The sequence below is a fragment of the Streptomyces sp. NPDC044002 genome, from assembly GCF_056434525.1.
Map to the genome: position 1 here is coordinate 82,259 of NZ_JBWKEZ010000018.1, position 25,161 is coordinate 107,419.

General features: G+C 72.5%; 39 protein-coding genes. 35 read left to right on the forward strand and 4 right to left on the reverse strand.

Annotation, left to right across the window (positions count from 1 at the left end):
* Window positions 1–131 precede the first annotated feature (131 nt).
* The 27 genes from AC07A6_RS16310 to AC07A6_RS16440 all read left to right on the forward strand — a co-directional run bounded on the left by AC07A6_RS16310 (window position 132) and on the right by AC07A6_RS16440 (window position 15,424).
* A complete protein-coding gene (locus tag AC07A6_RS16310) occupies window positions 132–809 on the forward strand; it encodes a hypothetical protein (RefSeq protein WP_478777526.1) in 678 nt (225 codons plus the stop codon).
* A 104-nt stretch (window positions 810–913) separates the two neighbouring features.
* The gene (locus AC07A6_RS16315) at window positions 914–1,513 is read left to right on the forward strand and encodes a hypothetical protein (protein ID WP_478777527.1); all 600 of its coding nucleotides are present in this window, start codon (window positions 914–916) and stop codon (window positions 1,511–1,513) included.
* A 121-nt stretch (window positions 1,514–1,634) separates the two neighbouring features.
* The gene (locus AC07A6_RS16320; RefSeq protein WP_478777528.1) at window positions 1,635–1,883 is read left to right on the forward strand and encodes a hypothetical protein; all 249 of its coding nucleotides are present in this window, start codon (window positions 1,635–1,637) and stop codon (window positions 1,881–1,883) included.
* A gap of 101 nt (window positions 1,884–1,984) precedes the next feature.
* Window positions 1,985–2,641: a DUF6197 family protein gene (locus tag AC07A6_RS16325; RefSeq protein WP_478777529.1), complete on the forward strand. Its 657-nt coding sequence runs from the start codon at window positions 1,985–1,987 to the stop codon at window positions 2,639–2,641.
* A gap of 106 nt (window positions 2,642–2,747) precedes the next feature.
* Window positions 2,748–3,278 carry a hypothetical protein gene (locus AC07A6_RS16330; protein ID WP_478777530.1) on the forward strand — a complete coding sequence of 177 codons (531 nt, stop codon included), beginning with the start codon at window positions 2,748–2,750 and terminating at the stop codon, window positions 3,276–3,278.
* A 19-nt stretch (window positions 3,279–3,297) separates the two neighbouring features.
* Window positions 3,298–3,912: a DUF6919 domain-containing protein gene (locus AC07A6_RS16335; RefSeq protein WP_478777531.1), complete on the forward strand. Its 615-nt coding sequence runs from the start codon at window positions 3,298–3,300 to the stop codon at window positions 3,910–3,912.
* A gap of 86 nt (window positions 3,913–3,998) precedes the next feature.
* On the forward strand, window positions 3,999–4,463 hold the full coding sequence (locus AC07A6_RS16340; protein WP_478777532.1) for a hypothetical protein: 465 nt from the start codon (window positions 3,999–4,001) through the stop codon (window positions 4,461–4,463).
* 2 nt (window positions 4,464–4,465) lie between these two features.
* On the forward strand, window positions 4,466–4,732 hold the full coding sequence (locus AC07A6_RS16345; RefSeq protein ID WP_478777533.1) for a hypothetical protein: 267 nt from the start codon (window positions 4,466–4,468) through the stop codon (window positions 4,730–4,732).
* A gap of 87 nt (window positions 4,733–4,819) precedes the next feature.
* Entirely contained in the window at window positions 4,820–5,095 is a 276-nt protein-coding gene (locus AC07A6_RS16350; RefSeq protein ID WP_478777534.1) for a hypothetical protein, read from the forward strand.
* Window positions 5,092–5,574 (forward strand): hypothetical protein, encoded by a 483-nt coding sequence (locus tag AC07A6_RS16355; RefSeq protein ID WP_478777535.1) that lies wholly within the window; start codon window positions 5,092–5,094, stop codon window positions 5,572–5,574. Before AC07A6_RS16350 ends, AC07A6_RS16355 begins: the two co-directional genes overlap by 4 nt.
* Complete coding sequence (locus AC07A6_RS16360; protein WP_478777536.1) at window positions 5,571–5,846, forward strand: WhiB family transcriptional regulator; 276 nt, start codon at window positions 5,571–5,573, stop codon at window positions 5,844–5,846. Before AC07A6_RS16355 ends, AC07A6_RS16360 begins: the two co-directional genes overlap by 4 nt.
* Window positions 5,847–5,982: 136 nt before the next feature.
* Window positions 5,983–7,107 carry a DNA polymerase III subunit beta gene (dnaN, locus tag AC07A6_RS16365; RefSeq protein WP_478777537.1) on the forward strand — a complete coding sequence of 375 codons (1,125 nt, stop codon included), beginning with the start codon at window positions 5,983–5,985 and terminating at the stop codon, window positions 7,105–7,107.
* Window positions 7,108–7,209: 102 nt separating this feature from the next.
* The gene (locus tag AC07A6_RS16370) at window positions 7,210–7,404 is read left to right on the forward strand and encodes a hypothetical protein (RefSeq protein WP_478777538.1); all 195 of its coding nucleotides are present in this window, start codon (window positions 7,210–7,212) and stop codon (window positions 7,402–7,404) included.
* Window positions 7,401–7,952: a hypothetical protein gene (locus AC07A6_RS16375; protein ID WP_478777539.1), complete on the forward strand. Its 552-nt coding sequence runs from the start codon at window positions 7,401–7,403 to the stop codon at window positions 7,950–7,952. Before AC07A6_RS16370 ends, AC07A6_RS16375 begins: the two co-directional genes overlap by 4 nt.
* On the forward strand, window positions 7,943–8,743 hold the full coding sequence (locus AC07A6_RS16380; RefSeq protein WP_478777540.1) for a hypothetical protein: 801 nt from the start codon (window positions 7,943–7,945) through the stop codon (window positions 8,741–8,743). Before AC07A6_RS16375 ends, AC07A6_RS16380 begins: the two co-directional genes overlap by 10 nt.
* Window positions 8,744–8,866: 123 nt before the next feature.
* A complete protein-coding gene (locus AC07A6_RS16385) occupies window positions 8,867–9,307 on the forward strand; it encodes a hypothetical protein (protein WP_478777541.1) in 441 nt (146 codons plus the stop codon).
* Between the two features lie 85 nt (window positions 9,308–9,392).
* Complete coding sequence (locus AC07A6_RS16390) at window positions 9,393–10,133, forward strand: hypothetical protein (RefSeq protein ID WP_478777542.1); 741 nt, start codon at window positions 9,393–9,395, stop codon at window positions 10,131–10,133.
* Window positions 10,134–10,320: 187 nt separating this feature from the next.
* Entirely contained in the window at window positions 10,321–10,797 is a 477-nt protein-coding gene (locus AC07A6_RS16395; RefSeq protein WP_478777543.1) for a Pycsar system effector family protein, read from the forward strand.
* Window positions 10,798–10,815: 18 nt separating this feature from the next.
* Window positions 10,816–10,995, forward strand: coding sequence for a hypothetical protein (locus tag AC07A6_RS16400; protein ID WP_478777544.1), 180 nt, complete (start codon window positions 10,816–10,818; stop codon window positions 10,993–10,995).
* 125 nt (window positions 10,996–11,120) lie between these two features.
* Window positions 11,121–11,351, forward strand: a complete 231-nt coding sequence (locus AC07A6_RS16405; protein ID WP_478777545.1) for a hypothetical protein — start codon at window positions 11,121–11,123, stop codon at window positions 11,349–11,351.
* A 102-nt stretch (window positions 11,352–11,453) separates the two neighbouring features.
* The gene (locus AC07A6_RS16410) at window positions 11,454–12,068 is read left to right on the forward strand and encodes a hypothetical protein (RefSeq protein WP_478777546.1); all 615 of its coding nucleotides are present in this window, start codon (window positions 11,454–11,456) and stop codon (window positions 12,066–12,068) included.
* Window positions 12,065–12,382, forward strand: a complete 318-nt coding sequence (locus AC07A6_RS16415; protein ID WP_478777547.1) for a hypothetical protein — start codon at window positions 12,065–12,067, stop codon at window positions 12,380–12,382. Before AC07A6_RS16410 ends, AC07A6_RS16415 begins: the two co-directional genes overlap by 4 nt.
* A 262-nt stretch (window positions 12,383–12,644) precedes the next feature.
* A complete protein-coding gene (locus AC07A6_RS16420) occupies window positions 12,645–13,217 on the forward strand; it encodes a hypothetical protein (protein ID WP_478777548.1) in 573 nt (190 codons plus the stop codon).
* Window positions 13,214–13,567, forward strand: coding sequence for a hypothetical protein (locus AC07A6_RS16425; protein WP_478777549.1), 354 nt, complete (start codon window positions 13,214–13,216; stop codon window positions 13,565–13,567). The genes AC07A6_RS16420 and AC07A6_RS16425 overlap by 4 nt, the downstream gene beginning before the upstream one ends.
* Window positions 13,568–13,625: 58 nt before the next feature.
* On the forward strand, window positions 13,626–14,003 hold the full coding sequence (locus tag AC07A6_RS16430) for an HIT family protein (protein ID WP_478777550.1): 378 nt from the start codon (window positions 13,626–13,628) through the stop codon (window positions 14,001–14,003).
* The gene (locus tag AC07A6_RS16435; protein ID WP_478777551.1) at window positions 14,000–14,488 is read left to right on the forward strand and encodes a nucleoside 2-deoxyribosyltransferase domain-containing protein; all 489 of its coding nucleotides are present in this window, start codon (window positions 14,000–14,002) and stop codon (window positions 14,486–14,488) included. Before AC07A6_RS16430 ends, AC07A6_RS16435 begins: the two co-directional genes overlap by 4 nt.
* Window positions 14,489–14,527: 39 nt before the next feature.
* Window positions 14,528–15,424: an NUDIX domain-containing protein gene (locus AC07A6_RS16440; RefSeq protein ID WP_478777552.1), complete on the forward strand. Its 897-nt coding sequence runs from the start codon at window positions 14,528–14,530 to the stop codon at window positions 15,422–15,424.
* Between the two features lie 127 nt (window positions 15,425–15,551).
* On the opposite strand, the gene AC07A6_RS16445 is transcribed toward AC07A6_RS16440, so the two are convergent.
* The gene (locus AC07A6_RS16445) at window positions 15,552–15,803 is read right to left on the reverse strand and encodes a hypothetical protein (RefSeq protein ID WP_386427253.1); all 252 of its coding nucleotides are present in this window, start codon (window positions 15,801–15,803) and stop codon (window positions 15,552–15,554) included.
* Window positions 15,803–16,024 (reverse strand): hypothetical protein, encoded by a 222-nt coding sequence (locus AC07A6_RS16450; protein ID WP_158721263.1) that lies wholly within the window; start codon window positions 16,022–16,024, stop codon window positions 15,803–15,805. The genes AC07A6_RS16445 and AC07A6_RS16450 overlap by 1 nt, the downstream gene beginning before the upstream one ends.
* A 342-nt stretch (window positions 16,025–16,366) precedes the next feature.
* Between AC07A6_RS16450 and AC07A6_RS16455 the strand changes: the two genes are divergently transcribed.
* From AC07A6_RS16455 to AC07A6_RS16470, 4 genes are all read left to right on the forward strand, one after another.
* Window positions 16,367–16,774, forward strand: coding sequence for a hypothetical protein (locus AC07A6_RS16455; RefSeq protein ID WP_478777553.1), 408 nt, complete (start codon window positions 16,367–16,369; stop codon window positions 16,772–16,774).
* A gap of 55 nt (window positions 16,775–16,829) precedes the next feature.
* A complete protein-coding gene (locus AC07A6_RS16460; RefSeq protein WP_478777554.1) occupies window positions 16,830–17,909 on the forward strand; it encodes a DUF6292 family protein in 1,080 nt (359 codons plus the stop codon).
* A gap of 154 nt (window positions 17,910–18,063) precedes the next feature.
* A complete protein-coding gene (locus AC07A6_RS16465; RefSeq protein WP_478777555.1) occupies window positions 18,064–18,360 on the forward strand; it encodes a hypothetical protein in 297 nt (98 codons plus the stop codon).
* A gap of 145 nt (window positions 18,361–18,505) precedes the next feature.
* Window positions 18,506–19,795 (forward strand): hypothetical protein, encoded by a 1,290-nt coding sequence (locus tag AC07A6_RS16470; RefSeq protein ID WP_478777556.1) that lies wholly within the window; start codon window positions 18,506–18,508, stop codon window positions 19,793–19,795.
* 54 nt (window positions 19,796–19,849) lie between these two features.
* Here AC07A6_RS16470 and AC07A6_RS16475 read toward each other — a convergent pair whose 3' ends face one another.
* Window positions 19,850–20,869: a DNA polymerase Y family protein gene (locus AC07A6_RS16475; protein WP_478777557.1), complete on the reverse strand. Its 1,020-nt coding sequence runs from the start codon at window positions 20,867–20,869 to the stop codon at window positions 19,850–19,852.
* Window positions 20,870–21,077: 208 nt separating this feature from the next.
* Between AC07A6_RS16475 and AC07A6_RS16480 the strand changes: the two genes are divergently transcribed.
* Together AC07A6_RS16480 and AC07A6_RS16485 are read left to right on the forward strand one after the other, a co-directional pair.
* The gene (locus AC07A6_RS16480; protein ID WP_478777558.1) at window positions 21,078–21,443 is read left to right on the forward strand and encodes a DUF6233 domain-containing protein; all 366 of its coding nucleotides are present in this window, start codon (window positions 21,078–21,080) and stop codon (window positions 21,441–21,443) included.
* A gap of 678 nt (window positions 21,444–22,121) precedes the next feature.
* Entirely contained in the window at window positions 22,122–23,438 is a 1,317-nt protein-coding gene (locus AC07A6_RS16485; protein WP_478777559.1) for a hypothetical protein, read from the forward strand.
* 495 nt (window positions 23,439–23,933) lie between these two features.
* Here the strand turns inward: AC07A6_RS16485 and AC07A6_RS16490 are convergent, their stop codons facing one another.
* On the reverse strand, window positions 23,934–24,134 hold the full coding sequence (locus AC07A6_RS16490; RefSeq protein ID WP_360711005.1) for a hypothetical protein: 201 nt from the start codon (window positions 24,132–24,134) through the stop codon (window positions 23,934–23,936).
* Window positions 24,135–24,431: 297 nt separating this feature from the next.
* Between AC07A6_RS16490 and AC07A6_RS16495 the strand changes: the two genes are divergently transcribed.
* Both AC07A6_RS16495 and AC07A6_RS16500 read left to right on the forward strand, forming a co-directional pair.
* Window positions 24,432–24,830: a WYL domain-containing protein gene (locus tag AC07A6_RS16495; RefSeq protein WP_478777560.1), complete on the forward strand. Its 399-nt coding sequence runs from the start codon at window positions 24,432–24,434 to the stop codon at window positions 24,828–24,830.
* Between the two features lie 98 nt (window positions 24,831–24,928).
* Window positions 24,929–25,075 (forward strand): hypothetical protein, encoded by a 147-nt coding sequence (locus AC07A6_RS16500; RefSeq protein WP_470594729.1) that lies wholly within the window; start codon window positions 24,929–24,931, stop codon window positions 25,073–25,075.
* The last annotated feature ends 86 nt before the right edge of the window (window positions 25,076–25,161 follow it).

Sequence of the window (25,161 nt, forward strand, 5' to 3'; positions counted from 1 at the left end):
GAACGCATTCTCTTGAAATGCATTCTGAGAGAATGCATACTGGAGTCATCGCAGGGCCCCAGGGCCCGCGAGGAATCCCCTCCATGCCCGTACCCGGCCGGGAACACCCGGCCCGACACGACGGAGAGACCATGACCACCATCAGCGCCGGAGACCTCGACAGGCTCGTCACGGAGGCCCGTGCCTACCAGCACCCGCACCTCACCGGCGTCTCGGCCGACCGCTTCAACCGGCTGGCCTTCACCTTCCGGGCCTTCACCGGCGCCGAGGAGGAGCCGCAGCGGCCGCTCTACGCCTGGAAGGACGAGAGCCTCACGCCCGAGTCCCGGGCGCTCATCGACGCCCAGTACGACGAGGCGATCCACCTCTGGCGCCAGGCCGCGTACAACGCCGCCCTCAAGAACGCCACCCGCGACGCCGAAGGCCACTGGGACGCCTACACCCGGGCCCTCGCCGTCATGGAGGACATCTTCACCTCCCTGGACAGCAAGCCCGACACGCACTGGCGGGCCACCGTCTCCCAGCTGGTCACCGCCCAGAAGACGGCGCTCGACACCGCGATCACCTGGGACCGCACCGGCCAGGCCATCTCCACCGTGAACGACAACTTCCGCTACAGCGCCTACTCCCGCGCCGAGATGTACGAGGCCGCCGGGATCGACGCCCGCCAGTGGGTCATCGGCGACTCCTACGACTACGAGGCCTTCCGCGGCGGACCGGTCACCCGCGAGGTCCAGAAGCGCATCGAAGCGCAGCGCGGGCACCTGCGGACCGTCGCGGCCCTCTCCGGCGACCGCAACCCGGCCTGACCGCCCCACACCTTCCTGTCCCGGGGCGGCCGCCAGGTCGCCAACTCAGCCGCCCGCCCCGGGACCTCCCAACCGCCCCGCACCACCGCCTGAAGGAGCCCTTCGTGACCCACACCCTGGTCCACCCCGCCGAGACCGCCCGCCCCAAGTCCCTGGAGGACCGCCCGATCCGGGCCGCTCGCGCCCGGCGCGCCGGCGTCAAGGTCCTCTCCGCCGTCACCCGCTTCGACGGCATCGTGATCGCCTCCGGCGTCGTCGTCCTCGGGCTCCACGCGATCGTCAACAACAACGGCCCGTTCGCGAACCTGACCGCCGCCGGCGCCACCGTCACCGCCCTCGCCCTGATCGGCGCCCTCTACGTCGTCGACGCGGCCGCCAACGAGATCATCGACTGGATCAACCCCGACCGCTGGGACGGCGACATCGCCTACCCGCTCGCAGAGGACCTCGGCCAGATCCGCGACGACATCGACTCCGGCGCCGACCCGGAGGAGATCCGGCACAGCCTGCGCAGCAGCGGACTGCTGGAGACGGCCGGCGCCATCACGCGCAGGCTCGGCGTGGCCTTCGCCGCACAGGGCGAGGAGGACCAGGCGCAGCGGCTGTACGCGGTCACCGACCACCTGCGCAAGGCCGACGAGGGCCTCGGGCGCGGCCAGGCCGGTGAGGAGCCGGCCGACGACGCCCGCGAGGATCTTCAGTAGAGACGCCCCGGGGACGGCGGCCAGGTCGCCAAACTCAGCCCGCCGTCCCCGGGTCTCCCAACCCGCTCCAACCGGAGCAGGGGGCCGGAACCATCGTCCCTCACGACCGCGAGGAGCCCAAATGACCCCCCGTCCCGACCTGCCGCCCGGCACCCTCGAAGACCTCCAGGCCGCCGTGAAGATCGCCAAATCCGCCAGAGACGAGGCTGTGATCGAGGCCGAGAAGGCCGTGTTCGAGGCCGAGAAGGAGTTCTGGAGGCGGATGGGCGAGCTCAGCAAGAACTACTACGGCGCCAAGCAGGACGTCGCCGACACGCTGGGCGTGACCCGCGACAACGTCTACAAGAACATCAAGAAGTACACCACCTGACCCATCCTCTCCGGGGCCGGCCGCCAGGTCGCCAACCACTCAGCCGGCCGCCCCCGGAGCTCCCAACCCCACCGTCCCGCAGCAGGCAGGAAGGCTTCGCCATGCCCGCATCCGCAGCATCCGCCACCTTCGGCACCCAGGCTCCCGACGCGAGCACGCGCCTCCTGGCCGACGAGGTCGAAGCCTGGCTCAAGAGGATCACCCCGGCCGAGTCCGCCACGCCCGAGCCGTCGGCGCCCAAGGCCGGGTTCGACATCGCGGCCCTGGTGGCCGCCGGCCTCGCCGAGGTCGAGCGCAGCGAACGGGCCACCGCCGCCGCCCAGGCCGCCGCCCGCCCCTCCCTGCTCGACCGGATCACCCGCCGCCACCAGCGGCCGGCCACCCGTGCCAGCGTCCACATCCGGCGCGCCGCGGCCGCGCTGGCCACCGGCGGCTGGTGCCGCGGGGAACTGCGCGACGCCACCGGCCGCCACTGCATCCTCGGCGCCCTCATGGCCGCCCCGGCCGACGCCGACACCGCCGGACGCTCCCACATCTACATCCGCTCCGCGATGGCCGAACCGGCCGCCTACGCCCAGCCGACGCCCGACTACCGCGCCCGCCTGGAGACGCAGTGGCGCAGCGAGGGCCGTGACCCGCGGGCCCTGAGCCGTCAGTTCGACATCGCCGTGCACAACAACATCGCCGTCCCGACCGTCGGCGCCGTCCTCGACCTCCTCCAGCGGGCCGCCGACCTCGCCGAGCACGCGGGGGACTGACAGGCGAGGAACCCACTAGACGAAGTGATGGATAGTGGGTATAGTTTTCTTGTCGGTTCGGTTCGTTCTCCGCCCGACCCCCGAACTCTCCCCTGAAGGGACCGTCATGCTGCGCATCTCGACCCAGCACTTCCTCTTCGGAGGCGGCCGCCTCAGCAGGTACGCCAGGGCCATCGCCCCCGACGCCGAGCAGCTCGTCCGCGACAAGTTCGGATCCCTGCCGACCGTCCACCTGGTCCTCAACGGCGACACCAGCCGGATGGACCACCTGGTGAACACTGCGGAGGCCCAGCTCCTGACCGGCATCAACCCCACGCAGGTCAACGCCGTCAGCCGCCCCGACCGCCACTCCCGCAGCGCCTTCGGCCAGACGTCCATCGACCGCGGCGGTGTGCTGATCGTCCTCCAGATTCCCAACATGCGCCACGAGCGCGACGTCCGCGAAACCCTCGTGCACGAGCTCGTCCACGCCCACCAGCTCGGCGACCGCTCCGCCCGCGAGCTCCACCTCAAGTACCTCAAGCACGTCTGGGGCCGGCAGCCCATGAAGCCCAACACCCTCACCGGCTACGAGGTGCTGATCGAGGCCCGCGAGGTCGAGGCCTACGGCGCCGAGGACCTGGCCGCCCAGCTCTGAACCCGACAGGAGAACCGCCATGCCGATCCGACTTCCCTGGACCAACCGTGCGGACCGCCGCCGCTGGCGCGCCGCCACCACCTTCTCCGACCTCGCCGAGCTGACCGCCCGCTGGCTCGAAGGCGACATCCGCACCCACCCCGGGGTCAAGCCGAACTACGGCCCCGACGACGAGGCACAGCCCCTCATCCCGCAGATGGCCGCCGCGAACCGGGCCGGATTCCTCACCGACGCCTTCCAGCTCGGACACGACGCCGCCGACTACAGCGGCAACCTGTGGGAGCAGCGCCCCGCGGTCACCGGCTTCGTCGCAGACCCCGAGCTCCTTACCCGCCTCGCCGAATCCGCCGAGAAGGCCGGCCTCCTCCTGCTCGTCCAGTTCCCGGGCGACTACCAGCAGCGCGGCCTGGTCGTCACCCGCGTCAACGGCATGGACTACACCCGCTACGGCCGGACCTGGGCCCCCTTCGAACTCCGCGGCGCCTGGCCCAGCAGCCTCATCAGCCAGGCCGCCTTCGAGACCGTCGCCAGCGCCGCCCAGCTCACCATCGCGGCCCGCACGTTCGAGCCGAGCACCACCCTCTGGGCCGTACTGGACGAGGCCCTGCACCTGCCGAGTACGGCCAGCCGCTGACGGCCCCCCGCGGCGCCCGGCCCCACCTTCCGAGGACCAGGCTCCGCCGAGGACCGGACAGCCCGGCCCGCCACAAGGGAGAACTGATGACCTCCACCACCGTCCCCGACCCCGCCACCGTCCTCGCCGACATCCGGCGCCGCGTCGCCGCCGGCACCCTGCCGCTCACCGTCCAGATGCTCCAGCTCCTCGGCGCCACCATGGTGATCGAAGCGCGCCTGGCCGCTGCCGAGGCCGTCTTCCCCGGCATCACCCACATCACCGACGACAAGCCGGCCACCCTCGCCGTCTACCGCGTCTCGCGCCGCAACATCCCGTACGCCACCTTCGCCACCCGGGAAGCGGCCCGAGCCCAGGGCGAGGCCTGGTTGAAGCGCTGCCCGCTCCCGGAGGGAACCACCACCGGGTGGGTGCCGGACAACAGCGACGACGAGTTCGTCGACGAGGACCTCGCGCTGTTCGGTCCCGGCCCGGACGACACGTCCGTCACCAGCATCCGGATCACGGTGCTGCCCGTCCTCGTCGACTACGACCCGGACGCGGAGGGCTGACGATGGACCAGGTCATGTGGGAGGTCGACGTCCCGATAGAGCACGTCGGCACCAGTGAGCGGGGCGTGCACGTCTTCACGGGCCTGGCCGAGAGCGGCTGCGAGGCCGAAAGGGCCGCGAAGCGCGCCTGGGAGACGGCCCTCCTCCACACCCTGGCCGGCCGGGACGTCCCCGCCGCCGCCCACCGCACCGACTGGTCCGCCCGCGGACTGCGCCCCGGCTGGGACCTGCACTGGGACCAGGCCACGCACAAGGGCATCGACCGATAGCTCCGCCCCGGGACGGCCGTCAAGGCCTGAGAAACCGCCGGCCGCCCCGGGCCCCTCACCCGCCAAGACGAGAGAGAGACCACCATCATGCACGCCACCCGCCGCAAGCAGCACCACACCTCCCGCCGGCTGAGCACCGCCGGCCGGTTCCTGAAGACCCTGGCCAAGGCCAACCCCCTGCTCGCCGACCGCGCGTTCGTGTGCAACCGGTGCGCCGTCGCCTGGCAGGGCGACGAGGCCGACTGCTGGAGCTGCGGCCTCCCCGCCACCTTCGGCTCCCACCACCACGGCTCCGCCCTCCACCACCTCCTCGCCCCCACCAAGATCGCCTGCACCCTCGTCCCGACGGGAGCGGCGTCGTGACCGGCCTCCTCTCCCTGACCTGGCGGATCGGCACCCAGGCCTTCAGCGACCACATGACCGCCCGCGTCAACGAACTCGTCGAGGCCGGCACCGAGTACGCCGAGGCCTGCGCCAAGGTCACCGACGCCGCCGACGCCAGCGAGGCCTGGGCCATCGCCGCCACCCGCCAGACCTGGGTTCGCCGGCACGACGTAGACCCCGACGAGATGCCGGTGCGCAGCCTGTACGTCCTGGAGCGCGCCGCCACCCACGTCGTCGTCGCGTACATCGACCTCGACCAGGCCGCCGACGACGCCGACGGCGGAGAACACTCCAACCTCCCGCCGGAGAAGGCGGACCAGAACGACCACTCCCAGGGCGTCGAGTACCCCTTCGAGCTCCTGGAGATGTCCTTCGAGCTCGCGGACTGGGAGCCCTTCGAGCACCTGCTGCCCACCGCCGCCGTCCCGGCCGCCGGCACCACGGGGGTGGGGGAGTGACCACCACCGACCTCGCCCCCTGGCCGCAGCTGACCGGCGACGAGCCGTGCAAGGCGCCCGGGGCCGACCCCGAGGACTGGACCGGGACGCCGAAGCAGCGCAGGAACGGCCAGGAGGCCTGCCTCAGCAAGTGCCCCGAGGCCGTACGGGCGCAGTGCCTGGCCTGGGCCCTGGACCACCCGACCTGGGCCGGATCCGCGGTCTGGGCCGGCACCACCTACAGCGACCGCCGCCGCCTGCGCGCCGAGCGCCGCGACGCCGCCGCGGCCTGACAGCCACCGCCCCGCACACCCGCCCGTCCGGCACGGCCTCTCCCGTACCGGACGGGCGGCACCCGGACCTCACCCGCACTCCGGGCGCACCCGGCCCCGGCCGGAGCGCCGCCCGCACGCTCGGAAGGGAGCAACGATGAAGCTCCGTATGGACCTCGCCCCGCTCGCGGCCGCCGTCACCGACGCCGCCCGGGCCCTGCCCGCCCGGCCCCCCGTCCCCGTCCTCGCCGCGATCCGGCTGGAGGCCGCCGCCGGCGCCCTGGCCATCGCCGCCTTCGACTACGAGACCAGCGCCCAGGCCATCGTGGAAGCCGAGGTCACCACCCCCGGCACCGTCCTGGTCTCCGGCCGCCTCCTCGCCGACATCACCCGCACGGTCAAGGGCACCCACCCGGTCGACCTCGAACTCGACGGCACCCGCCTGGTGCTCACCTCCGGCCGCACCCGCTACACCCTGCACACCCTGCCGCTGGAGGAGTACCCCACCCTTCCCCGGCCCGCGGCCGCCAGCGGCACCGTGGCCGGGCCCGAGCTCGCCGAGGCCATCCACCAGGTCGCCACCGCCGCCGGCCGCGACGACGCCCTCCCGATCCTGACCGGCATCCAGGCCGAGATCACCGACGAGACGATCACCTTCGCCGCCACCGACCGCTACCGCTTCGCGCTGCGACCCATCGCCTGGACCCCCGCCGCGGCCAACGGCACCACCACCCAGACCACCCTCCCCGCCAAGTCCCTCGCCGAAGCCGCCAAGATTCTCGCCACCGACGACCAGGTCCACCTCACCCTCCCCGCCTCCCACGGCGTCCTCGGCCTGGCCGGCCGCACGCGCACCCTCACCCTGCGCGCCATGGACGGCCAGCTCCCCGACCACAAGAAACTGTGGCCCACCGACTTCACCGCCACCGCCGACCTCGACACCGGCGACCTCGCCGACGCCGTCAAGCGCATGGCCCTCGTCGCCGAACGCGGCCACCCCGTCAAGCTGCACCTCACCGACGGCGCCCTGGCCCTGAGCGCCGGCACCGCCGACGACGCGTCCGCCCGCGACCAGGTCACCGCCACCACCAACCTGCTCACCGGCGCCCCCGTCACCATCGCCTTCAACCCCGGCTACCTCCTGGACGGCATCACCGCGCTGAAGACGGACCGGATCCGCCTCCAGATCGTCAACCCGGTCAAGCCGGCGCTCCTGGTCCCCACCGACCCGGGCCCCGCCGCGCTGCGCTACCTGATCATGCCGATCCGCCAGTCCGGCTGACCCGCCCCGGGGCGGCCGCCATCCCGGCCGGCCGCCCCGGCCCGCGGCGCCGACCGCCGCCCGGCCAGAAACCCAGCCCATCAACCACGCAAGGAGAGAACGATGTTCACCGCCGGTACCGAGGTAAAGATCATTGAGTGCGCGGACAACCCCCGGGCCAAGGGCAAGACGGGGAGGATCGTCGACGAGGTCGCGCCCGGCCCGCTCACTGGAGGGCGGTGGACCGTGAACCGGATCAGCTTCCTCATCGGCCCCGTCCTGTGCCACACGCACGAGCTGCAGGCGACGGGCCGATGACGTTCGTGGAGGCCGCCCAGCAGTGGATCCACTGGCTACGGCAGGCCCTCCTCCTCGGCGCAAGCGTCGTCGCCGCTGTCTGCCTGGCTTGTGCAGCGCCCCGCCTCCTTGCCGCCGGCATCAACGTGCCCCGTCTCCGGCCCAGCCGAACGGCTTCGGAATCCCGCCCCGCCGTCGCGCGCGTGCAGGTGATCCAGCGAGACCACGCCCGGATCAAGGACGAGTACGGCCACCTCCGCATCGACCCCTTCCGAGGCGAGGAGCTCGCCGTCCTCGACGACCTGACGGTTCCCGAAGCCGTCGCCCTCGTCGAGGCGCTCGCCGCCGCCGCCGACGCTGCCGAGCACACCGACCTCGTGACGTACGAGAAGGCTGTGCTGCACCTGGCCAACGCCTGGCGCCAGGCTCAGGCACGAGCCGCGACGACCGAACCCCAGCCGCTTCCGGACCGATCCCCTGAACTCCGGGCGCGCACCACCCAGTCCGTCCTCCCGTCCGCCCGGCGCCGACCGCGCCCGCCCTTCCCGAAGGAGCAGAAATGCCGATGAACCCCGAGCACCGCAACCGCGACCTCCAGGCCGCCGGCCTCATCGCCGCCGCACCCTCCACGTCCGAGCAGCTGCTCAACCCGTCCGACACCTCCACCGACCGGCCCAAGGTCGTCACCCTCTGCGGCTCCACCCGCTTCTGGCGCGAGCTGGCCGACGCGAACTTCCGCGAGACGGTCGCCGGTCACGCAGTCCTGGCCCCCGGCTGCGACATGAAGAAGGCCCATCCGATGTGGGAGGAGCCCGCGGCCGCCGAGGAGCTCAAGGCCGCGCTCGACGCGCTGCACCGCTGGAAGATCCGGGCCTGCGACGAGGTCCTGGTCGTCAATGTCGGTGGCTACGTCGGCGACTCCACCCGCGCCGAGATCACCTACGCCCACCTGCTCGGGCGGCCCGTCCGCTACACCGACCCGGTCGGCCACGCCGTCATCCTCGACCGGCCCGGCCTGGACCCGGTGCGGATCGGCCCGTACGAACACGAGAGCCGCGCCGAGGAGATCGCCGCCGGCCTGCGCGGCCAGCTGCACCACACCTCGCACGTGAAGGGCACCGTCATCACGACCGGAGAGTTCCGCCCCGACCTGGACCACCTCGACCCGCAGGTCCCCAGGGATCCGTACGCGCTGGCCGACGCCATGGACAACGACCCCGACGGCGACGGCACCGGCCGCAACTTCCCCGACCTCTTCGCCCGCCTGTGCGCCCAGGAGCCGCCGGAGTACGCGAGCAAGGTGTGGGGGAATGCCTGCGCCGCCTACGACCACCTGCACGCCGACCCCGGCGACGAGTAGCCGGCGCGCTCCCTGCCTCGGGGCAGGCACCACCCGAGACCCAAACACCACGGACCCCAGCCCTCCGGCGCGCTCGCCCGTCCCGACTCGGGAGAGCGCGCCTCGCACCCGAAGGAGCAGCAGTTGACCACCTTGCCGACCGGAAACCTTGCGACCTCCGCCCTGGCCTCCATCACCCTGGGCCTCGACCAGCTGCGCCAGCTCGCGCTCGGAGACACCGCCGACGCCAACGACATGGTCCAGGCCCTGCGTGCCATCCACCGGCGGGACGAGAACGGCCCGAGCCTGCTCGGAAACCTCGCCGGCCTGCTCCGCGACATCGCGTACCGCTTCGACGAACAGGGCCTGGAGGACGAGGCCGAGGAGCTGCACGAGGCTGCCGGCTTTGCGCAGGACCATGTGGGACCGCGGATCGGCTTCGCGCTGAAGACCATCGCGGGGACGGACGGCGCGCCCACCGGTGGAGCCCCCACGGCCGAGAACGACGAGACCATCCACTGCCCGCCGGCCCAGATCGCCTCCGACCGTGCCGGCATCCGCGACGCGGCGCTCGGCGAGCGCTGAACCTCTCGCCCGCAGCCCACCGCTGCGTCACCGACACCAAGGGCCGGCCGGACACCAGCCGGCCCCGCGACTCCAGGAGAAGGACATGGCTCAGCACACCGTCAGCGAGACCAACCCCACCTACGTGACCGGCGCCGACCGGTACCGAATCCCCTTCACCGGATTCCTCACGCCCGACAACCCGATGTTCGCGGTGATGGAGGAGGCGCTCCTGAAGCCCGAACACCGCCGCCCCGAGGGCTACGGGCTCGCCTTCCTGGAGTCCGAGGAGCACACCCTCACCTACATCAGCTCGCCCGAGCAGATCCAGGAGTACCGCGCCGCCAACACCGACGGCACCGCCGTACTCGACCCCGACCAGGGCGTGATGTACGGGTTCTGGCCGCATGGCGAGGGCTGGGACGACTACCTCCCCAGCAGCACCTGGAACCCCGGAGGCGAAGGCATCGTCACCGAGTTCGACCACCCCCACGGCGGCAAGGTCGTCGTCTACGAGTACCTCCAGGACGCCGAGTCCGGCGACCCGAAGCCGATGATCGGCCTCCACTGCGAGCGCTGCCACCCCCGGCCGGGCCTGGGCCTGGACCACGACAAGCAGCGCCCCAACACGGGGCCGCACGACCGGCGCTGGCTGGCGCGCACCGCCCGCGTACACATCCGCCGGCCCGCCGAGGAGTGCCGCCCCGCCGACCCCCGCATGGCCGAGGCCGTCCAGCAGGTCTTCAACGAGAAGTACGGCGTGAACAACCCGACGGTCACCTGGGAGTCCCGCTGCGCCACCGACGGCCCGTGTGCGCAGATCCGCCACCTGCGCGCCCGCGGATAGGCGCCGGCGCGGCATTGACGGGCCCGGAGACGGAACCCGCCTCCGGGCTCCGCGGCGGCCTCGGGAGGCGCCGAACACGCCCCGAATGCCAACTTAAAGTTGGCCAATTCGGAGTTGACGTGCCAACTCAAACTTGGCATCATTCTGGTGTGGGCAAGAGCCCGCACCGACGAGGAGGAGACGAGTCGTGGAGCAGACCCAGCAGTTACCGCAGGCCGCCCCGACCCAGGCGCGCCTGGCTCAGGCCCGCACCGAGGTGATCGCCGAGATGGGCCGGACCGACGCCAAGGCGTCGGCGCTCCTGACCGTCCTCAGCCTTCCCCTCGCCGTTCTGATCGCCGCCGTCCCCGGTCACCACCTCCCCGTCGCCGCCACCGTCGCCGTCGGAATCGGCGGTGCCGCCCTGGCCGTCGCGATGCTCCTGGTCCTGCTGATCGTCCGCCCCCGCCTCGGCGGACAGGTCGGGGGCTCCTACCTCCACTGGGCGCACTGCACGGCCGAGGAAGCCGCCGCCGACATCGCCGACGACCGCGACGCCGAGCGCATCGTGGTCCTCTCCAAGATCGCCGAGAAGAAGTTCCGTGCCCTGCGGGTCGCCATCGACATCACCTCCGGCGCCGTCGCCCTGCTGGTCCTCGCCGGGATCATCGCCCTCGCGGCGTGACCGACCGAAGGGAACACCGTGCTCGCCAACCTGATCCGCCAGACGCTGACCCGCCTGACCACCCCGATGTCGACCGTGACGTACAAGTGCCGCAAGTGCGGGATCGAGTACGAGATCACCAACTACCCCGACCGCATCGGCCCCATCCTCGACGTCGCGCTCGCGCACCCCTGCAAGCCCCCGGTCAAGACGCTCTGACCCCCGGGACGGGCGGCACCACCGGCTACCAACCAAGCGCCGCCCGCCCCGGGCCAGCCCAGTCCGCTCTCAACCGGAGCAGGGGGCAGCTACATCGTCCCTCAACCGTCACGGAGCTGATCACCATGACCCCCACCAGACCCGACACCCCCGACGAGACGGCCGCCAAGGCCCGCATCGACCAGGCTGGCGAGACCCGAGACCAGGCCATCGAGACTGCCCACCGCACCTACTGGGCTGCGATCAAAGCCGAGATCGAGGCGGGGAACCTGAACCAGGCCGCCGTCATCCGCCACCTCGACTTCTCCCGCGAGCACGTCCGCCAGCAGCTCAAGCGCTACGCCGCCGACCAGTAGGCCGGCACCGCAGGTCCCAGGGGCAGCCGCAGCATCGGCCAAGAGGTACGGCCGCCCCCGGGGTTCCTCCCCGTCCAGAGCAGAACCGAGGAGACCCACATCATGAACCACCGCACCGCCAACCGCTCCATCGAGAGCCTCGCGCTGTTCGGCAGCCTCCTGGCCGCCTTCGGCGAGATCCACCCCTTCTGTGATCACTGGGCCCAGGGCTCGACCACCGCAAAGTGCAAGCGCCTGTACGGCACACACCACGTCTACCGCGACGGCGTGACGGTCGGGGACGAAGAGAACGACCGCACCGGCCAGCCGACGACGACGGCCAGCGCCCGCGGCCGGCGGGCCGTCGCGCTGCACGTCGCCACCTACACCGCGATCCAGACCGGCGCGGCCCTCGCCCTCACCCGCGCCTTCGGCTACCGCGTCCCCGCCCCCGCGCTCCTGGCCGGCGCGGCCATCAACGGCGCGACACACGCGGCCATCGACCGCGGCGCGCTGTTCCTGTGGCTCGCCGACAAGACCCGCCAGAGCGGCTACATCGAGCACTGCCAGGCGCTGCGCCTGGACAAGAACGGCAAGCCGTACGCCGAGATCAACGGACCGGGCACCGCGTGGATCGAGCTGGACGCCGCCCTGCACCGGATCATCGGCGTCGGGGCCGCAGCCGTCACCACCTGGCTCGCCACCCGCGCGCACGCCGCGAGGGGGTCCCGCCGGTGAGCGCCGACAACGCCACGGCCGTCGCCGCCATTCGCCTCGGCCTGGAGGCGCTCCGCGCGAACGCCCTGGATGACACCGCCGGCGAGGCGGACCAGGCCGCCGTCCTCCAGGCCCTCTACGACGACCTCGACCGCGAGGGCAGCATCCTCGGCATGCTCGGCGAGCTGCTCACCGACATCGGCGCCCGGCTCGGTGACCAGGACAACGACGAGGCCGCCGACCAGGTCGAAACCGCCGCCGGCTACATCCAGGACTCCGCCGGCCTGCGGCTGGAGCGGGCTCGGGCGGCCCTGGCCGACCCGGAGGCGACGTGAGCGTCACAGGCCACGAAGGCGGCCCGGTGGCGTAGTTCGACGACTGCTTCGGCCTCCCTCACCTGGCCGGACTGGGCCGGGTCCCGGTAGCTCCACCCCTCTGACGCCCCCGAGTTGCTTGCCGCAGGTCGGGGGCGTTGCTGTACCCGCACACCGGTATGCCAACTTTTAGTTGGCCAAGTATTAGTTGACATGCCAACTCTGAGTTGGCATTCTTGAGGTGTCGGGCCGCCCCGGCCCGTACATCAGGAAGGAAGAACGCATGGACCAGTGGGCCCTCCTCTTCATCGCCTTGCTGATCGGCGCTCTGGCCGGAGCCACGCTCGCCCGGCGGAACCGGCCCGAGCCGTCCGGCACCGTCTACCGCCCGGCCGCCCCGCAGCCCGCCAAGACCCCGACCGTCCAGTGCATCGGGGTCAGCCTCGACGAGATGAAGACCTTCGAGCGCGTGCTGTTACACGCCGACGAGTGCAACCGCCGCGCCCGCCCGTACTCCGGCAACGGCACCTACACCACCGAGCTGATCGGCCGTCTGTACGAGAGCGCCGGCGTCGCCTCCATCACCCAGCCCGACCCCGCCCGCGTCCGGATCCCCATCCAGAAGAACGACTTCAACTGGCTGAGCTACGCGATCCGCGACATCGACACCCACCAGGGAAGTGCCGAGACCGCCCGCGAAGGGCGCCTGCTGCTCAACCGCTTCCACGCCCTGCTCGGACAGGCCCGCGCCGTCGTCTTCCTGGGCGGCACCCCGGCCTTCCACCCCGACGCTCCGTCCGCAGCGCCCGGCACCGCGCAGCTCAGCACCGCCCACCACACCGAGGAGTCGAAGTGACCGAAGTGACCAAGGCCCCGAAGCACCTCGCCACGATCACCGGCATCGAGACCCCGGCCCGAACCAGCCTGACCAGCGACGGGGGAGACCTCGCCGACCTCGCCCCGGCCGCAGCAGCCGCGCTCCGGCTGCTCGCCGACGCCATCACCCGCGGCAGCGCCCGCCAGGACGACATCGTCCAGGCCCTCCAGGACGCCAAGGTCCACGAGGCCTTCGCCGACGTCCTGGCGGCCGCCTCCAACGCCGTGATGGAGGAGACCGACGACCCGTACGACATCGACTACAGCCTCCCCGCCGACAACCTCAGCGGCGCGGCCAGCCAGGTCCGCGACATCTTCCGCTGGATCTGACCCGCCACCCCGCACGAGCCCCGGTCACCCCAACACCACCTACCAGGAGAGGCCCGCCGTGAAGACCTGCGTCTTCTGCTCCATCGCCGCCGGCCAGGCCCCGGCCGTCATCGTCCGGGAATGGCCCGACGCCCTCGCCATCCGCCCCCGCACCGGCGGAGTGGCCGATGGCCACGTCATGGTCCTGCCGCGCGTCCACGTCGCCGACGCCGGCACCGACCCGGAGGTCACCGCCGCGGTGTACCGCCGGGCCGCCGAGCTGATGGCCGAGATCCCCGCCGCCAACCTCATCACCTCGAAGGGCACCGCGGCGACCCAGTCCGTCTTCCATCTCCACGTCCACGTCGTCCCCCGCCAGGACGGCGACGACCTGCCCCTGCCCTGGACCCCGCAGCACGCCGCCCGCGCCGCCGCGCAGAACGGAGCCTCCTCGTGACCGGCATCAACCTCGTCATGGCCCGCGAGCCCATCCCCGCCGGCCCGTCCGTCTTCCTCGCCGGCCCCACCCCGGACAAGAGCGCACCCGTCCCGTCCTGGCGGCCCGACGCCGTCGAAGCCCTGGCCGCCCAGTGGACCGGCGCCCAGCCGCTGACCGTCCTGAGCCCCGAGTCCCGGCACGGCCAGCGCGCCGACCGCTACGAGACCCAAGTCGACTGGGAGACCGACGCCCGAGCCGCGGCGAGCGCGATCCTCTTCTGGATCCCCCGCGACCTCAAGACCATGCCGGCCATGACCACCAACGTGGAGTTCGGTCTCGACGTGTCGACGGGCCGGGCGGTGCTGGGCTGCCCGCCCGACTGCCCCAACCCCGAGAGGAACAGGTACCTGATCTACGTGGCCCGCCGCCACGGCGTGCCGGTGTGCACCACCTTGACCGCCACGGCCGCCGCCGCCCTCGCTCTCGTCCCCGGCAACCACTGACCCCACCGCACCGGCCGGTCACCACGGAAGGAACCCCTGATGGAACGCGTCTACCTCAACAACCGCAGCGGCGAGCGCCGCATCCACGTCGAGATCGACGAAGCGGAGATCGCCGAACTGCTCGCCGAACTCGGTGAGCCGACGGCCCCCGCCCTGCGCCAGCTGGCCGAGATCCTGGACGCCGCACACCGGCGCTTCGGCCACGGCGAACAGGAGCGCACCACCACCGAGACCGTCCCCGCCGGACTCCGCAGCTGGGACGTGCCCTGGCCGGACTACACGCCCACGGACATCACGCCGGACGAGCTGCTGCCCGAGGCCCTGGCCCAGCACGTGCCCGGATGGGCCGAAGGAGCCCCCACGCCGGCCGACGTGACCGACTGGGACGTCCGACAGGCCGCCGCGCTGGTGCACTTCGAACGGGACACGCGAGGCTGGCCCCTGCACCCGGCGGGCCGCACCGGCCGGACCGGCAGGAATCTCGGCCGGTGGGGCGAGAACGCGGCTGCGGACCCCATCGTGGTCGCGGGCAGCGGCACCGAACGCCGGGTCCTCCTGATCACGCGGGACGACATCAAGGTCGAGGCCATCCCCGGCGGCATGGTCGATCCGGGCGAAACCGCCCCGGCGGCGCTGGTCCGTGAGCTGCGCGAGGAGACCGGCGTCGACCTGGCCGGCCACCAGCCGGTCATCCTCGGCCGGAACCTGGTCGACGACTGGCGGGCCTCCGACCACGCCTGGGTCGCCTCCACCAGCGCGATCTACGAGCTGCCCACCACGGTGACCGCCATCGCCGCCGATGACGCCGAAGACGCCAACTGGTGGCCCTTCGGCTCCCTCGACCAGCTCGAAGCGGAGATCGCGGCCGCCGGACGCACCCTCTACGCCGCGCACCGGCCGCTTCTGCAGCGCGCCCTCGACTACCTCAACCGGTAACCCGCGGCCGAGCGCAAAGCCCAGAAGCACGAGAGACCGTCGGCCCGGCCCCGGCCCGACGAGCAGAGCCCCGGACGCGAGGTCCGGGGCTCTGCTGCGACCAGGCACTTCGGGCCAGGCGGGGGAGTCAGTCGGTCTCGACGTAGGCGACCAGGACGAGCGTGCCCAGGGCGGTCGGCACGTACAGGATCCGCACGCCGGCCTCTCGGTGCTCACGGATCGCACCGTGCTTCGACAGCACGCCGATCTCCGGATCCTTCGAGACGGCCACCAGCACCGGGTCGAGACGGAGCCGCTCGGCCTCCGTCATCTTCTCGATCTGCTCCTGCGCCACGTCGTAGAAGACGATCCGCGCGCGCCTGGGCGCGTGTCGGCCCATCAGGCGACGTGCGAGGTAGGAGCGGAGTCGTCGAGCGGGGGTTGCCCGAGCTTGTCGCGCAGCTCCTCCCAGGAGGTGACGGCGTCCAGGTCGACACCCTCGCCGGCCAGGCGCTCCAGGACGTAGGCGATCCGCGGGTCGCCGTCAGCCATCTCCCGCGCGTCGGCCCGCAGGGCCTCCTGCTCGGCCGGGTCGAAGACGATCCGCATCGCGGCCTCCAAGTCGTAGATGCTGCAACGAGGCTAGCGCAGGCGCGCCCCACCGGAACCCGGAAGGAGAAGAGGCGCGGAGACCCTCCGCTGCGCGGGGCGCCCGGCGGCCGGGCAGAGACGAAAGCGGCCGGCGCCCACTTCCGCCGAGGCGGGTGGCAAGGGCGCCGGCCAACCGAAAACACACACTCCGGGAAACCCGAGAGGCGTATCTCGTCTCCGAGTGTATCCGTACGAGGCGGCGTTGCGGATCCATCCGACTTGCCAACAGTGATGTAAGCTAGGTAATGTTGTCTTGTTCGCGGGTGGTGGCAGCCCGCGGCACCGAACACACCCCGACACCCTGGAGGCCCCATGTCCTTCTCCCTCGCCCACCCCGCCGGCGCCGTGACGCAGGCCGCGGCCGCCGCACCCGCATGGCCGGCCACCGCCGCGGCCGCCGAAGCCGAACTCGCCCGCCTCGCCGAGCTCCTGGCCGAGGCCGGCGTTGCCGCCGTCCCCGCCGCAGGTGTCCTCGCGGCTCCCGGCCTCGCCGCCGGCCCGGGCGACACCGCCGGCATCCGGGTGCGCACCACCAGCAACGCCCCCCACGCTCTGTACGTCATCACCGCCGGCCGCATCACCCCGCACGCCGGCGCCGACAGCGCCTTCGCCCACCTCCGTCCGCTCATCGAGGCGGCCGCCCGCCCCTGCGACGGGTGCAACGCGGAGGCCTCCACGCCGTGCAACCCGTTCTGCCTGTCCGACCCCTCGACCGACTGACACCCCCGCCGGCGGGGCGCCGTGCGCGCCCCGCCCCGTGATGAAGGAGAAGAACGTGATCCGCGCCGGACGCCTGCAGCACGTCCAGACCATGTCCGACCTGGCTGACGCCCTCGGCAAGTCGCTGGGCACCGTCCGAAACCAGAAGCCGTACCTCGCCGAGGGCCACCCGGCTCCGATCAGCTCGGCCAAGGCCCGCAACCAGCTCTGGGACAGCGAGCAGACCGGGGCCTACTACGCCGGCAAGCCCGTCCCCGAGCTCCCCACGATCGACGACGACGAGGACCTCCTGGACCGCAACGAGGCCGCCGAGGTCCTCGGCGTCGACCCCGTCGCCTGGAACACCTACAAGAAGAAGGACCCGGACCTGGCCGCCAGCGTGGTCATGGTCCCCGAAGGCCCCAAGGGCACCGAGCACTGGCCCCGCCGGGTGGTCAGGGCGTACAAGGACAGCCGGCCCGGCCGCGGCGCCGGCGGTGGCCGCCGCCACGGAAGCGGCGACATGATCCCCCGCGACGAGATCCTGCCGCGGATCGCCGAGCTCCTGGACGCCGACCCCGCCGTCACTGTCGAGGCCGTCTCCGACACCCTTGGCATCGCCATGTTCCCCACCGCGCAGTCCGGCCTGGCCACCCTGCGCGGCCGCCGCATCGCCGACCTCATCGAGAAGCAGCCCGGCCTCGACCCGAAGAACGCCGCGCTCCAGCTGGGCTACCCCCCCATCACCCACCGCGCCGCTGTCGCGTTCGCCGAGCGGGAGCTCCGCGCTCGCGGTGCCCAGCCCTACCTGCAGCACACCGCCGACGTCCTGGCCGCGGCCGGCATCGCCCAGCAGGCCCAGGTCGAGATGCGCCAGCTCGACGGAGGAGCCGTGGCCGCCGCGGTCCTGCTCGACACCGACCAGCCGGCCGCCGCCGCGGTGTGGGACTCCCGCTACGGATGGCGCACCTCGACCAGCCGCCGGCACCCCATCGGCAAGGACACCGACACCGCCCCCGAGGGGGAGGGGATCCGCTACCTGGGCAGCGGGCTGCGGCCCGAGCCCGAAGAGCTCCTCGCCGCCCTGCGCGACGGGCGCAAGGGCACCAAGCGCCCCAAGGCGGGTATGGACGAGCAGACCAGCAGCGAGGGCTGAGGTCGAGACATGGCAGACGAAGAAGAGCCCGAGCCCGTGTACTGGTTCTGCAACTCGTGCGGTGACGAGGTCGACGAAACCGACGAGTGCTGCCCTGACGGCGAAGTTGAACCCGCGTACGACAACTGACCCTTTGACGAAGGAGAGCACCGACATGGACAAGCTGTCGCACTTCACCGCGGGACGCCCGTCCACGGGCAAGAACCCGCTCCCGGACGACGCCGGCGCCGAGGAATGGATGGCGCAGCTGCGCCGCACGGTGCGGGAGGTCGAAACGCGCGAGCAGGCCCCCGAGCCCGTCGCCCGCGCCCGCTACGTGCTCTACGCCGACCCGCAGCTGCTGCGCCGCCGGCACGCCGACACCCCGGGCCTTCTCCAGCTCCTGGACATCGTCGAGAGCCGCGGGCCCGCGGTCGACGTCGTGCTGCGCCAGCAGCTCGGCACCGGCTGACGACCCGCAAAATGCTGGGGAGGCCGAGCCCGGGCAACCCCCGCAGCGAACACCACCCGGGCCCTGAACAGTCCTCCGCACGCGGGAGGGCGTGGCACCGGGGCGGATAACCTCACGACGACGGACGACCTGGAGGGGATGGCAGATGAGCCGGAGCTGGGAACGAGCAATCGCCGAGCTGCGCGCACAGGGTCTCGCGGCCCGGGCTTCAGCCGATCGGGTCGACGAGACCGGGTCCGACCTACAGCAGCGGACCACCGCGGTGGCGGTTCACTACGCGGCCGAGGCCGACTACGTGCGCAGCGCCCTCGCCCTGCTGCGCGCGCACCTTGCCGGCGGGCGGCCCCCGCGGCGCCTGCTCGTCGCCCGGGTATGGCCCCGGTCCGTCCGCGATCTGTGGAAGGACCGGGTCCTGGAGCGGACCGGCGGCCTGTGGCGGACGGTCCCGGGGACCTCGGCGATCGACCAGATGCGCAGCGCCACGGCCACGCCGTTGCTGGACACGGTGATCGAGCGGGCCGAGGCGCTCCAGGCCAGCCTCACCGGCCACCGCCGGCACCCGCGGATGTACGAGAAGTACTTCCCCGAGCGCGACGGCGGGGTGCGCCTGGACGGGCGTGGACGGCCGGCCCCCACCGTGCCGGGCTTCCCCGACCCGGGGCATCCGGTGAACCTGCACTTCGCCGGTGGAACCGGGCTGCGCATCCAGCCGGCCCGCGCCGAGGAGGCCGACCGGCTGAAGGACGACGAGTTCGCCGTCCACGACCGCGCCCTCGCCTTCGGCGACGCGGTCGTGGACCTGCTCGTCGAGGCCCGCCTCGACGGCACCCGCCCGCAGGCGGGACGACTGCGCGGCGCCGGCCAGTGGGTCGGCCGTGAAGAAGAGCTGGTACCGACCCGTGCGCAGTGGCCGGCCAAGCTGAGCGTCCTCCAGGCGCTGACCCCGGCCGGGCTGGGCATGCTGATGCTGGCCTGCGCGGCGCTTCCGCTGACCTTCGGCAAGCAGGCCGACCTCCTGTCCGACTACTACGCCTCACTGGCCGCGGTATCCGGGGCCGTGCTGCTCGCGGGGGGCGCGATCATCTACCGGGCCGGGCCCCGGCTCATCCAGGCCCCCGGCCTCAAGGCCGCAGCCCCCGGCATCGCCGCCGGACTCCTCGCACTCGCGGTCTGGCAGGGGCAAGGCCCCGTCGCTGATCACTTCTTCGCCGGCCCCTACGAGCGCTACGAACGCGAGCTCGCCGACGGATGCCTGGCCGCCACCCCCTACCGCCGCGACGCCGTACAGACCCGCGTCGAGAGCGGCGTCCTCCTCGTCACCCCCACCAGCCAAGGAACAACCCTGCGCCTGGGGCCCGCCCAAGACGGCGGCACCCACCCCCTCCGCCCGGTGGACGCCGCGACGCGCAAGGTCCTCGACGGCTTCCACTGCTGACCGAGCGCTCGCGGCGGGTCCCGGCCGGACCTCCGGCCGCACGCACCGAACGCGTCAGCCGGCCTGCCGGTAGCTGGCCGCCGGCCCCACCGTGCCGGAACCGAACCGGGCGTTGAGCAAGTCGATGGCCTTCTCCGCCCGCAGCCTGCGCTCGCGGCCCTGGTCGAAGGACAGCTGCTCGGCCACCGCGGCCGCGTCGACCAGCTGCTCACAGCGCAGCGCGATGCCGCGCACCCTCGCCCGCTGGAAGCCCAGCGCCCGGAACATCTCGTAGGCGGTGTCGCGGAGGTCCTCGGTGTGCGCGCTCGGCCCGCCGGGGAGCTGTCGGCTGCGGTGGACCTGGGAGCGGTCGGCCAGGGTGACGGTCATCGTGATCGTCCTCGCCGCCTGCCGCCGGGTCCGCAGCCGGTCCCCGAGCTCGACCGCCAGCGCCAGCAGCGCGGCATGCACGACCTCGGGGGAGAGGGTGTCGAGGGCGAACCGCCGCTGCGCGGCCGTGCTGTGCGGCAGCTCCGTCGGCACCACCACCCGGCGGTCGATGCCGCGGGCCACCTCGCGCAGCTGCCGACCAGCCCGCCCGCCAAGGACCCGCTGCACCGTCGCCTCCGGCAGCTGCGCCAGCAGACCGATCGTGTGCACCCCGAACCGGACCAGGCGCTGCTCCTGGGCGCGCCCGATGCCGTAGAGCTCGCCGACCGGCCGGTGGTGCAGGTACGCGGCTACCTGCTCCGGCGTTGAGCCGACGGCGACCAGGCCGCTGCGCGCGGCATCGCGGGAGGCCATCGCGGCCACCGACCACGTCGGCCCGACCCCGATCACCACCGGTAGCCCGTACAGCGCCATCGCCCGCATCTTGATCATCAGCCCGAGTTCCGCCGGGTCCCGGTCGAAGAACCGGATACTCCCCGACACGTCCGCGACCAGGACCGACGGCGGGACCGCCTGGACCACCGGGGTCACGTCCGCCACCAGGCCGAGGAACAGCCGGTACACCACCGGGTCCACGTCCACGGGGCAGCGCAGATGCAGGATCGGGGAGCCGGCGCCCACCGGATCCCTCTGCTCGTCGTCCATGGCGACACCTCCCGAAGCCACCGTATCGAAAACTTATTCGAACAGGCGCGCCGGAAAGCGGAACGGGAGATTCGAACAGAGATACGATAATGATGTGATCTACAGACTCGCCCCTCGAACGTGCCGCCCCGGCCACGGCCGCCCGGAGCTGCCGACCAGGGAGACCGTCCACGCAGTAGACCGCCGGCCCCGCAGGAAGGCGTAGACGATGGCCGCCGGACGCGACATCGACTGGCTGCTCCCGCCCGACGTCGAGCGACTGCGGACACTGGAGCGCTGGTGCCTGGTGCTCCTGGAGCTGATCCGCGGCCGCATCGCCGAGATCGAACGCTGCGACCGCATCACCGAAGCCGCCCGGAACGGGCCCGCCGTCACCCCGCTCAACGAATGGAAGCTGGAGCACCCCATCGGCAGAGGGGGGCGCATGCTCGTCCACACCGCCGACTGCCGCCTCGCCTCGGGCCGCACGCGGCCCACCACTCGCGAGCAGGCACTCGACGCCCTCCGACAGCCACAGGTCGACACCTGCTCGATCTGCCCCGCCGCCCAAGAGCTCGGCATCACCGACCCCTGAAGCCGCTGCGCGCGGCCGCCCCAGGCCCGCCGAGGCCAGAGACGACCAGGAGTCAGTTACCCACCGGCTCCCTGGTCCGACGACCGGCCGCTGCCCGGCCCGGATGACGGCCGGGCGTTCCCGTTCCCGCCGAGCGGACGTCCGCGCTCTGAGCCGACCGGCTTGCCCAGCTCGTCGAACCCGGCTTGCCCGCCACGCCCACAGGCTTGCCCGAGCTTGTTCACCCAGGGCTTGCCCAAGGGGTGGCCAGGCTTGCCCAGGGCAGCAAAACACCAGCTCAAATGGCTTGCCCACCCCCAACGCGATGGCGGGCAAGCCGGGCGCCGGCGCCCGCACCGGCCAGCTCGGACCGGACCCCGGCGAGAGAGCAGAGTCCGGCAACCGAACAGGAGCCCCCGCCAAGCAGACCGCCCGTCGGTAGACTTGCCCGGTGCTCTTCGCGCAAGCGGAGGTGGGCCGCTGACGATCAGCCAGGACGGTCTGTGCGCACGCTGCTCCCCGCCGACGCGGGGGTGTGTCGAAGGACGGCACGGCTTCCCGATGGAAGCTCGTCCCCGCGGTCGCGGGGCTTACGGTCCAGTCCCTCCTGTCGCCCTGCCCGCGCGGGGCCTCCCCTTCTGACCCACGGCGTAGCGCCGTTCTCCCCGCGCTGGCGGGGCGATCGAGAGGTGATCTTCCTTGTCCCGCATCACGGTTCCCGCGGTTCCCGACGATGCTGACGTCCACCGGTCCTGGCGCCAGCTGCTCACCGACCTGGACGCCACGGCCGAGGGCCACGGCGCCCTGGCCGGCCCCGAGGTGGGCCACGGGGCCGTGGTCGAGGTGCCCACCGGCACGCTGCTGCTCGTCGTCGACGAACGCCGTACCGGCTGGGCCGAGACCCGCTTCGGCCGCCCCTACCCGGTCATGGACGCCGCCGTCGCCCTCCACCTGGTCCACCCCGACGGCACCCTCCAGCCGCTGTGGCAGCGCCGGTTCGCCCAGGCCAAGTCGATGTTCGGCGCCGCCGCCCGGAAGATGCTCGGCAAGCACCTGACCGCACACCCGCAGCCCGCGGACCCCGAAGTCGAAGAGGTCGCCCCCGGGCCCGGCCGGCCGAACATCAAGGCGGAGCCGTGCGTATGGTGCGCGTCGGCCGTGGCCGCCCGGGCCGGCCAGCTCATCGGACGGGGCCCGGACGCTGTGGTCGAGCACCGGCGCGGAAGCTGTCCCGCCCCGGGCCCGGTCACTGCCGGCACGCCCTGTGCGCTGTGCCGGGCGGCCACGGCCCCGGGGACGGCCCACCACGTGCAGATCCGGCAGGCCCCCGGTCCCGGCCGTTGGGAAGTGCAGCACCGAGGGGCCTGCGACCAGCAGCCCACCCTGGAGCAGTACGAGCAGCGCCAGGCCGCCCTGGCCGGCCAGCGAGCCGCCGAGCAGGAGCGGGAGGCCAAGAGGAAGGCCGCCGCGGCGCAGCGCAAGGCCCGGGCCGACGAGCGGAGGGCCGCGAAGGCGGCCGAGGCCAGGGCAGCCGCCGCCGCTACCGCGCAGGCCGTGGAGGAGCACGGCGTCGCCTCGGCCGTGGTCGTGCAGACCCCGTACGACAAAGGCGTGCGCGGCTCCGGGCCGGCGGCTACCCGCATGCGGATCGTGGAACGCGCCCTGACGCTCGGCGACGGGCAGTCGGTCACCGCCTGGGACATCGAGGTGCGCGGCCCTCAGGCCGACGAATTCGCGGACGTCCCCGAACGGTTCTACCTCCTGGAGGACGCCCGCGCCGAGTACCAGCAGCACACCTGGACCGCGGACCTCCCGGCCTACCCCGGCACCAGGACCTCCACGCCGCTCCCGGCAACCTGTCCCACGCCCGATGTCGACCACTGCGGGAACTGCGGGACGACCGTCGCGGTCGGGGGCTGGATGGTCGCCTCGCTCGGCCGTTCCTGCCCCGACTGCTACGACGTGATGTCCGGCGAGCCCGGCCGCCACGACCTCCGATACCACCGCCACCGGTAGGCGGCAGCCGGCCCGTCCGGTGTGCCGCGGAGGTGGGCAAGCCCATGCCGGCGTGCCCCCGCGACAGTTGCACCGGAAGGGGGCTGGAGGGTTGCTTGCAGAGGTGCACTAGGAGTTGCACCGGAGGTGTGACCGGGAGTGGGACCCCCACTTTTTCGATCTTGAGCATCGTGCCTGGTCAGGCCCCGTGGGCAAGCCCCCTCGCCACGACGACACCTCTTTCTCCGCGATAGCCGGAGGAAGAGGCCTGCTTCTTCTCAGGGCCGGGCCGGCCTTCACCACCACGGTCCAGCCCAGCCCAGCTCAGCTCAGCACGGACCGGCCCCCACAGCCCGGTCCTCGCCTCAGCCCCGCTCCCTGCTCCCCGCTCCGGATCCGGCGCCGCCCGCTGTGCGGCCCCGGCCCGGACGCCGCATGCGGACCCGCTCGAACGCTGCGCCCGGACATGCCGAAGCGGCCCCGCCGGAAGGCGGGGCCGCTTGGTGTGGAGCTGATTCAGTGCATCTCCCAGTCGACGCAGCGGCGCTGGGGGAGCGGCGGCTCGACGCCGAGGCGCAGCGCCAGCCGGACCGCCGCGCGGTCCCGCTTGTGTGCCGCCTGCTGGTGAGGCTTCCTGCTCCCGTCCTTCAGGTGGGAGATCCAGGGCCGCTCCTGGAGCTGCTGGTGCGCGGGGCGGTCGTGGAAAGTACGGGCCATCTCGGGGCTCCTCGCTGTGGATTTGTAGCGGTGCGTGTTTCGCGGTCGCTGACCGGCTGCCACGGCCGATCAACTGAGACAACAATAACCCCTACACATCACTTCCGTCAAGCGGGGGTGTGGTGACGTCACCGCGCGCCGCGATTCGCGCGGCCGGACGGGTGAACGTGAAGTCGAAGCAAGAAAAAGGCCGTTCCGGCTTCCCGGAAGTGATGAGTGTGGGTTATAGTTGTCTTGTTGGTCGGGAGTGGCACCCGGCCAACACCCCCCGAACTCACACGCTCCAGGGAGAAACCCGTGTCGAACTCCATGAAGATCACCGCCGGTCAGACCACCACCCGCACCCTGACCGACCTGATCCGCGCCATGGACGGCCAGCGCGCCACGACCATCACCTACGTCGACAGCAAGGGCGAAGAGTCGGTGCGCACCATCGAGATCCACAACGTCCTCACCACCAGCAAGGGCGGCATCATCGTCAAGGCGATGTGCCGCACCCGGGGCGAGATGCGCACCTTCACCCTGGAGCAGATCAAGGCGTACACCGTCCACCGCATCCGCTTCGTCCTCACGGTCCCGGAGGAGAGCGCGGCAGACGTTCTCCCCCTCGCGCACCTCGCCTTCACCCCACAGGAGCTGGTCGACCTGGAGCTGGAGCGCGACTACCCGGAGCCCAAGCTGAAGCTCGCCGCATAGGCGAGCGGGCCCGCCCCGCCGGGCGGGCCCCCCGCCGCCGCGCCCCGCCGCCGGGGGCCGCACCCGCCCCCGGCCCCCGCTCGCAGAAAGAACCGGAGATGACCCAGCGCAACGCACAGCCCGAGCCGACCGACTGCCCCGGATGGGGTGAGCCGTGCGGCAACGAGACCGCCGAAGGCTTCGATCTCTGCCCCGACTGCTTCACCGGGCGCCTGAACGCGCAGTCCCCCCGGATCCCCCGCTAGCCCCGGGGCGGGGGGGGGGGGGGGGGGGGGGGGGGGGGAGCGGGCCGGGGATACCCCCCCCTCCCCGCCTCTCCGCCCCTTCCCCC

Coding starts and splice junctions, on each gene's coding strand:
- AC07A6_RS16345 (WP_478777533.1), top strand. CDS start 4,466: ATGGACCAGGTCATGTGGGAGGTCGACGTCCCGATAGAGCACGTCGGC.
- dnaN (WP_478777537.1), top strand. CDS start 5,983: ATGAAGCTCCGTATGGACCTCGCCCCGCTCGCGGCCGCCGTCACCGAC.
- AC07A6_RS16475 (WP_478777557.1), bottom strand. CDS start 20,869: ATGGACGACGAGCAGAGGGATCCGGTGGGCGCCGGCTCCCCGATCCTG.
- AC07A6_RS16390 (WP_478777542.1), top strand. CDS start 9,393: ATGGCTCAGCACACCGTCAGCGAGACCAACCCCACCTACGTGACCGGC.
- AC07A6_RS16325 (WP_478777529.1), top strand. CDS start 1,985: ATGCCCGCATCCGCAGCATCCGCCACCTTCGGCACCCAGGCTCCCGAC.
- AC07A6_RS16370 (WP_478777538.1), top strand. CDS start 7,210: ATGTTCACCGCCGGTACCGAGGTAAAGATCATTGAGTGCGCGGACAAC.
- AC07A6_RS16310 (WP_478777526.1), top strand. CDS start 132: ATGACCACCATCAGCGCCGGAGACCTCGACAGGCTCGTCACGGAGGCC.
- AC07A6_RS16480 (WP_478777558.1), top strand. CDS start 21,078: ATGGCCGCCGGACGCGACATCGACTGGCTGCTCCCGCCCGACGTCGAG.
- AC07A6_RS16455 (WP_478777553.1), top strand. CDS start 16,367: ATGTCCTTCTCCCTCGCCCACCCCGCCGGCGCCGTGACGCAGGCCGCG.
- AC07A6_RS16375 (WP_478777539.1), top strand. CDS start 7,401: ATGACGTTCGTGGAGGCCGCCCAGCAGTGGATCCACTGGCTACGGCAG.
- AC07A6_RS16465 (WP_478777555.1), top strand. CDS start 18,064: ATGGACAAGCTGTCGCACTTCACCGCGGGACGCCCGTCCACGGGCAAG.
- AC07A6_RS16440 (WP_478777552.1), top strand. CDS start 14,528: ATGGAACGCGTCTACCTCAACAACCGCAGCGGCGAGCGCCGCATCCAC.
- AC07A6_RS16470 (WP_478777556.1), top strand. CDS start 18,506: ATGAGCCGGAGCTGGGAACGAGCAATCGCCGAGCTGCGCGCACAGGGT.
- AC07A6_RS16445 (WP_386427253.1), bottom strand. CDS start 15,803: ATGGGCCGACACGCGCCCAGGCGCGCGCGGATCGTCTTCTACGACGTG.
- AC07A6_RS16405 (WP_478777545.1), top strand. CDS start 11,121: ATGACCCCCACCAGACCCGACACCCCCGACGAGACGGCCGCCAAGGCC.
- AC07A6_RS16490 (WP_360711005.1), bottom strand. CDS start 24,134: ATGGCCCGTACTTTCCACGACCGCCCCGCGCACCAGCAGCTCCAGGAG.
- AC07A6_RS16410 (WP_478777546.1), top strand. CDS start 11,454: ATGAACCACCGCACCGCCAACCGCTCCATCGAGAGCCTCGCGCTGTTC.
- AC07A6_RS16335 (WP_478777531.1), top strand. CDS start 3,298: ATGCCGATCCGACTTCCCTGGACCAACCGTGCGGACCGCCGCCGCTGG.
- AC07A6_RS16340 (WP_478777532.1), top strand. CDS start 3,999: ATGACCTCCACCACCGTCCCCGACCCCGCCACCGTCCTCGCCGACATC.
- AC07A6_RS16330 (WP_478777530.1), top strand. CDS start 2,748: ATGCTGCGCATCTCGACCCAGCACTTCCTCTTCGGAGGCGGCCGCCTC.
- AC07A6_RS16500 (WP_470594729.1), top strand. CDS start 24,929: ATGACCCAGCGCAACGCACAGCCCGAGCCGACCGACTGCCCCGGATGG.
- AC07A6_RS16320 (WP_478777528.1), top strand. CDS start 1,635: ATGACCCCCCGTCCCGACCTGCCGCCCGGCACCCTCGAAGACCTCCAG.
- AC07A6_RS16420 (WP_478777548.1), top strand. CDS start 12,645: ATGGACCAGTGGGCCCTCCTCTTCATCGCCTTGCTGATCGGCGCTCTG.
- AC07A6_RS16350 (WP_478777534.1), top strand. CDS start 4,820: ATGCACGCCACCCGCCGCAAGCAGCACCACACCTCCCGCCGGCTGAGC.
- AC07A6_RS16380 (WP_478777540.1), top strand. CDS start 7,943: ATGCCGATGAACCCCGAGCACCGCAACCGCGACCTCCAGGCCGCCGGC.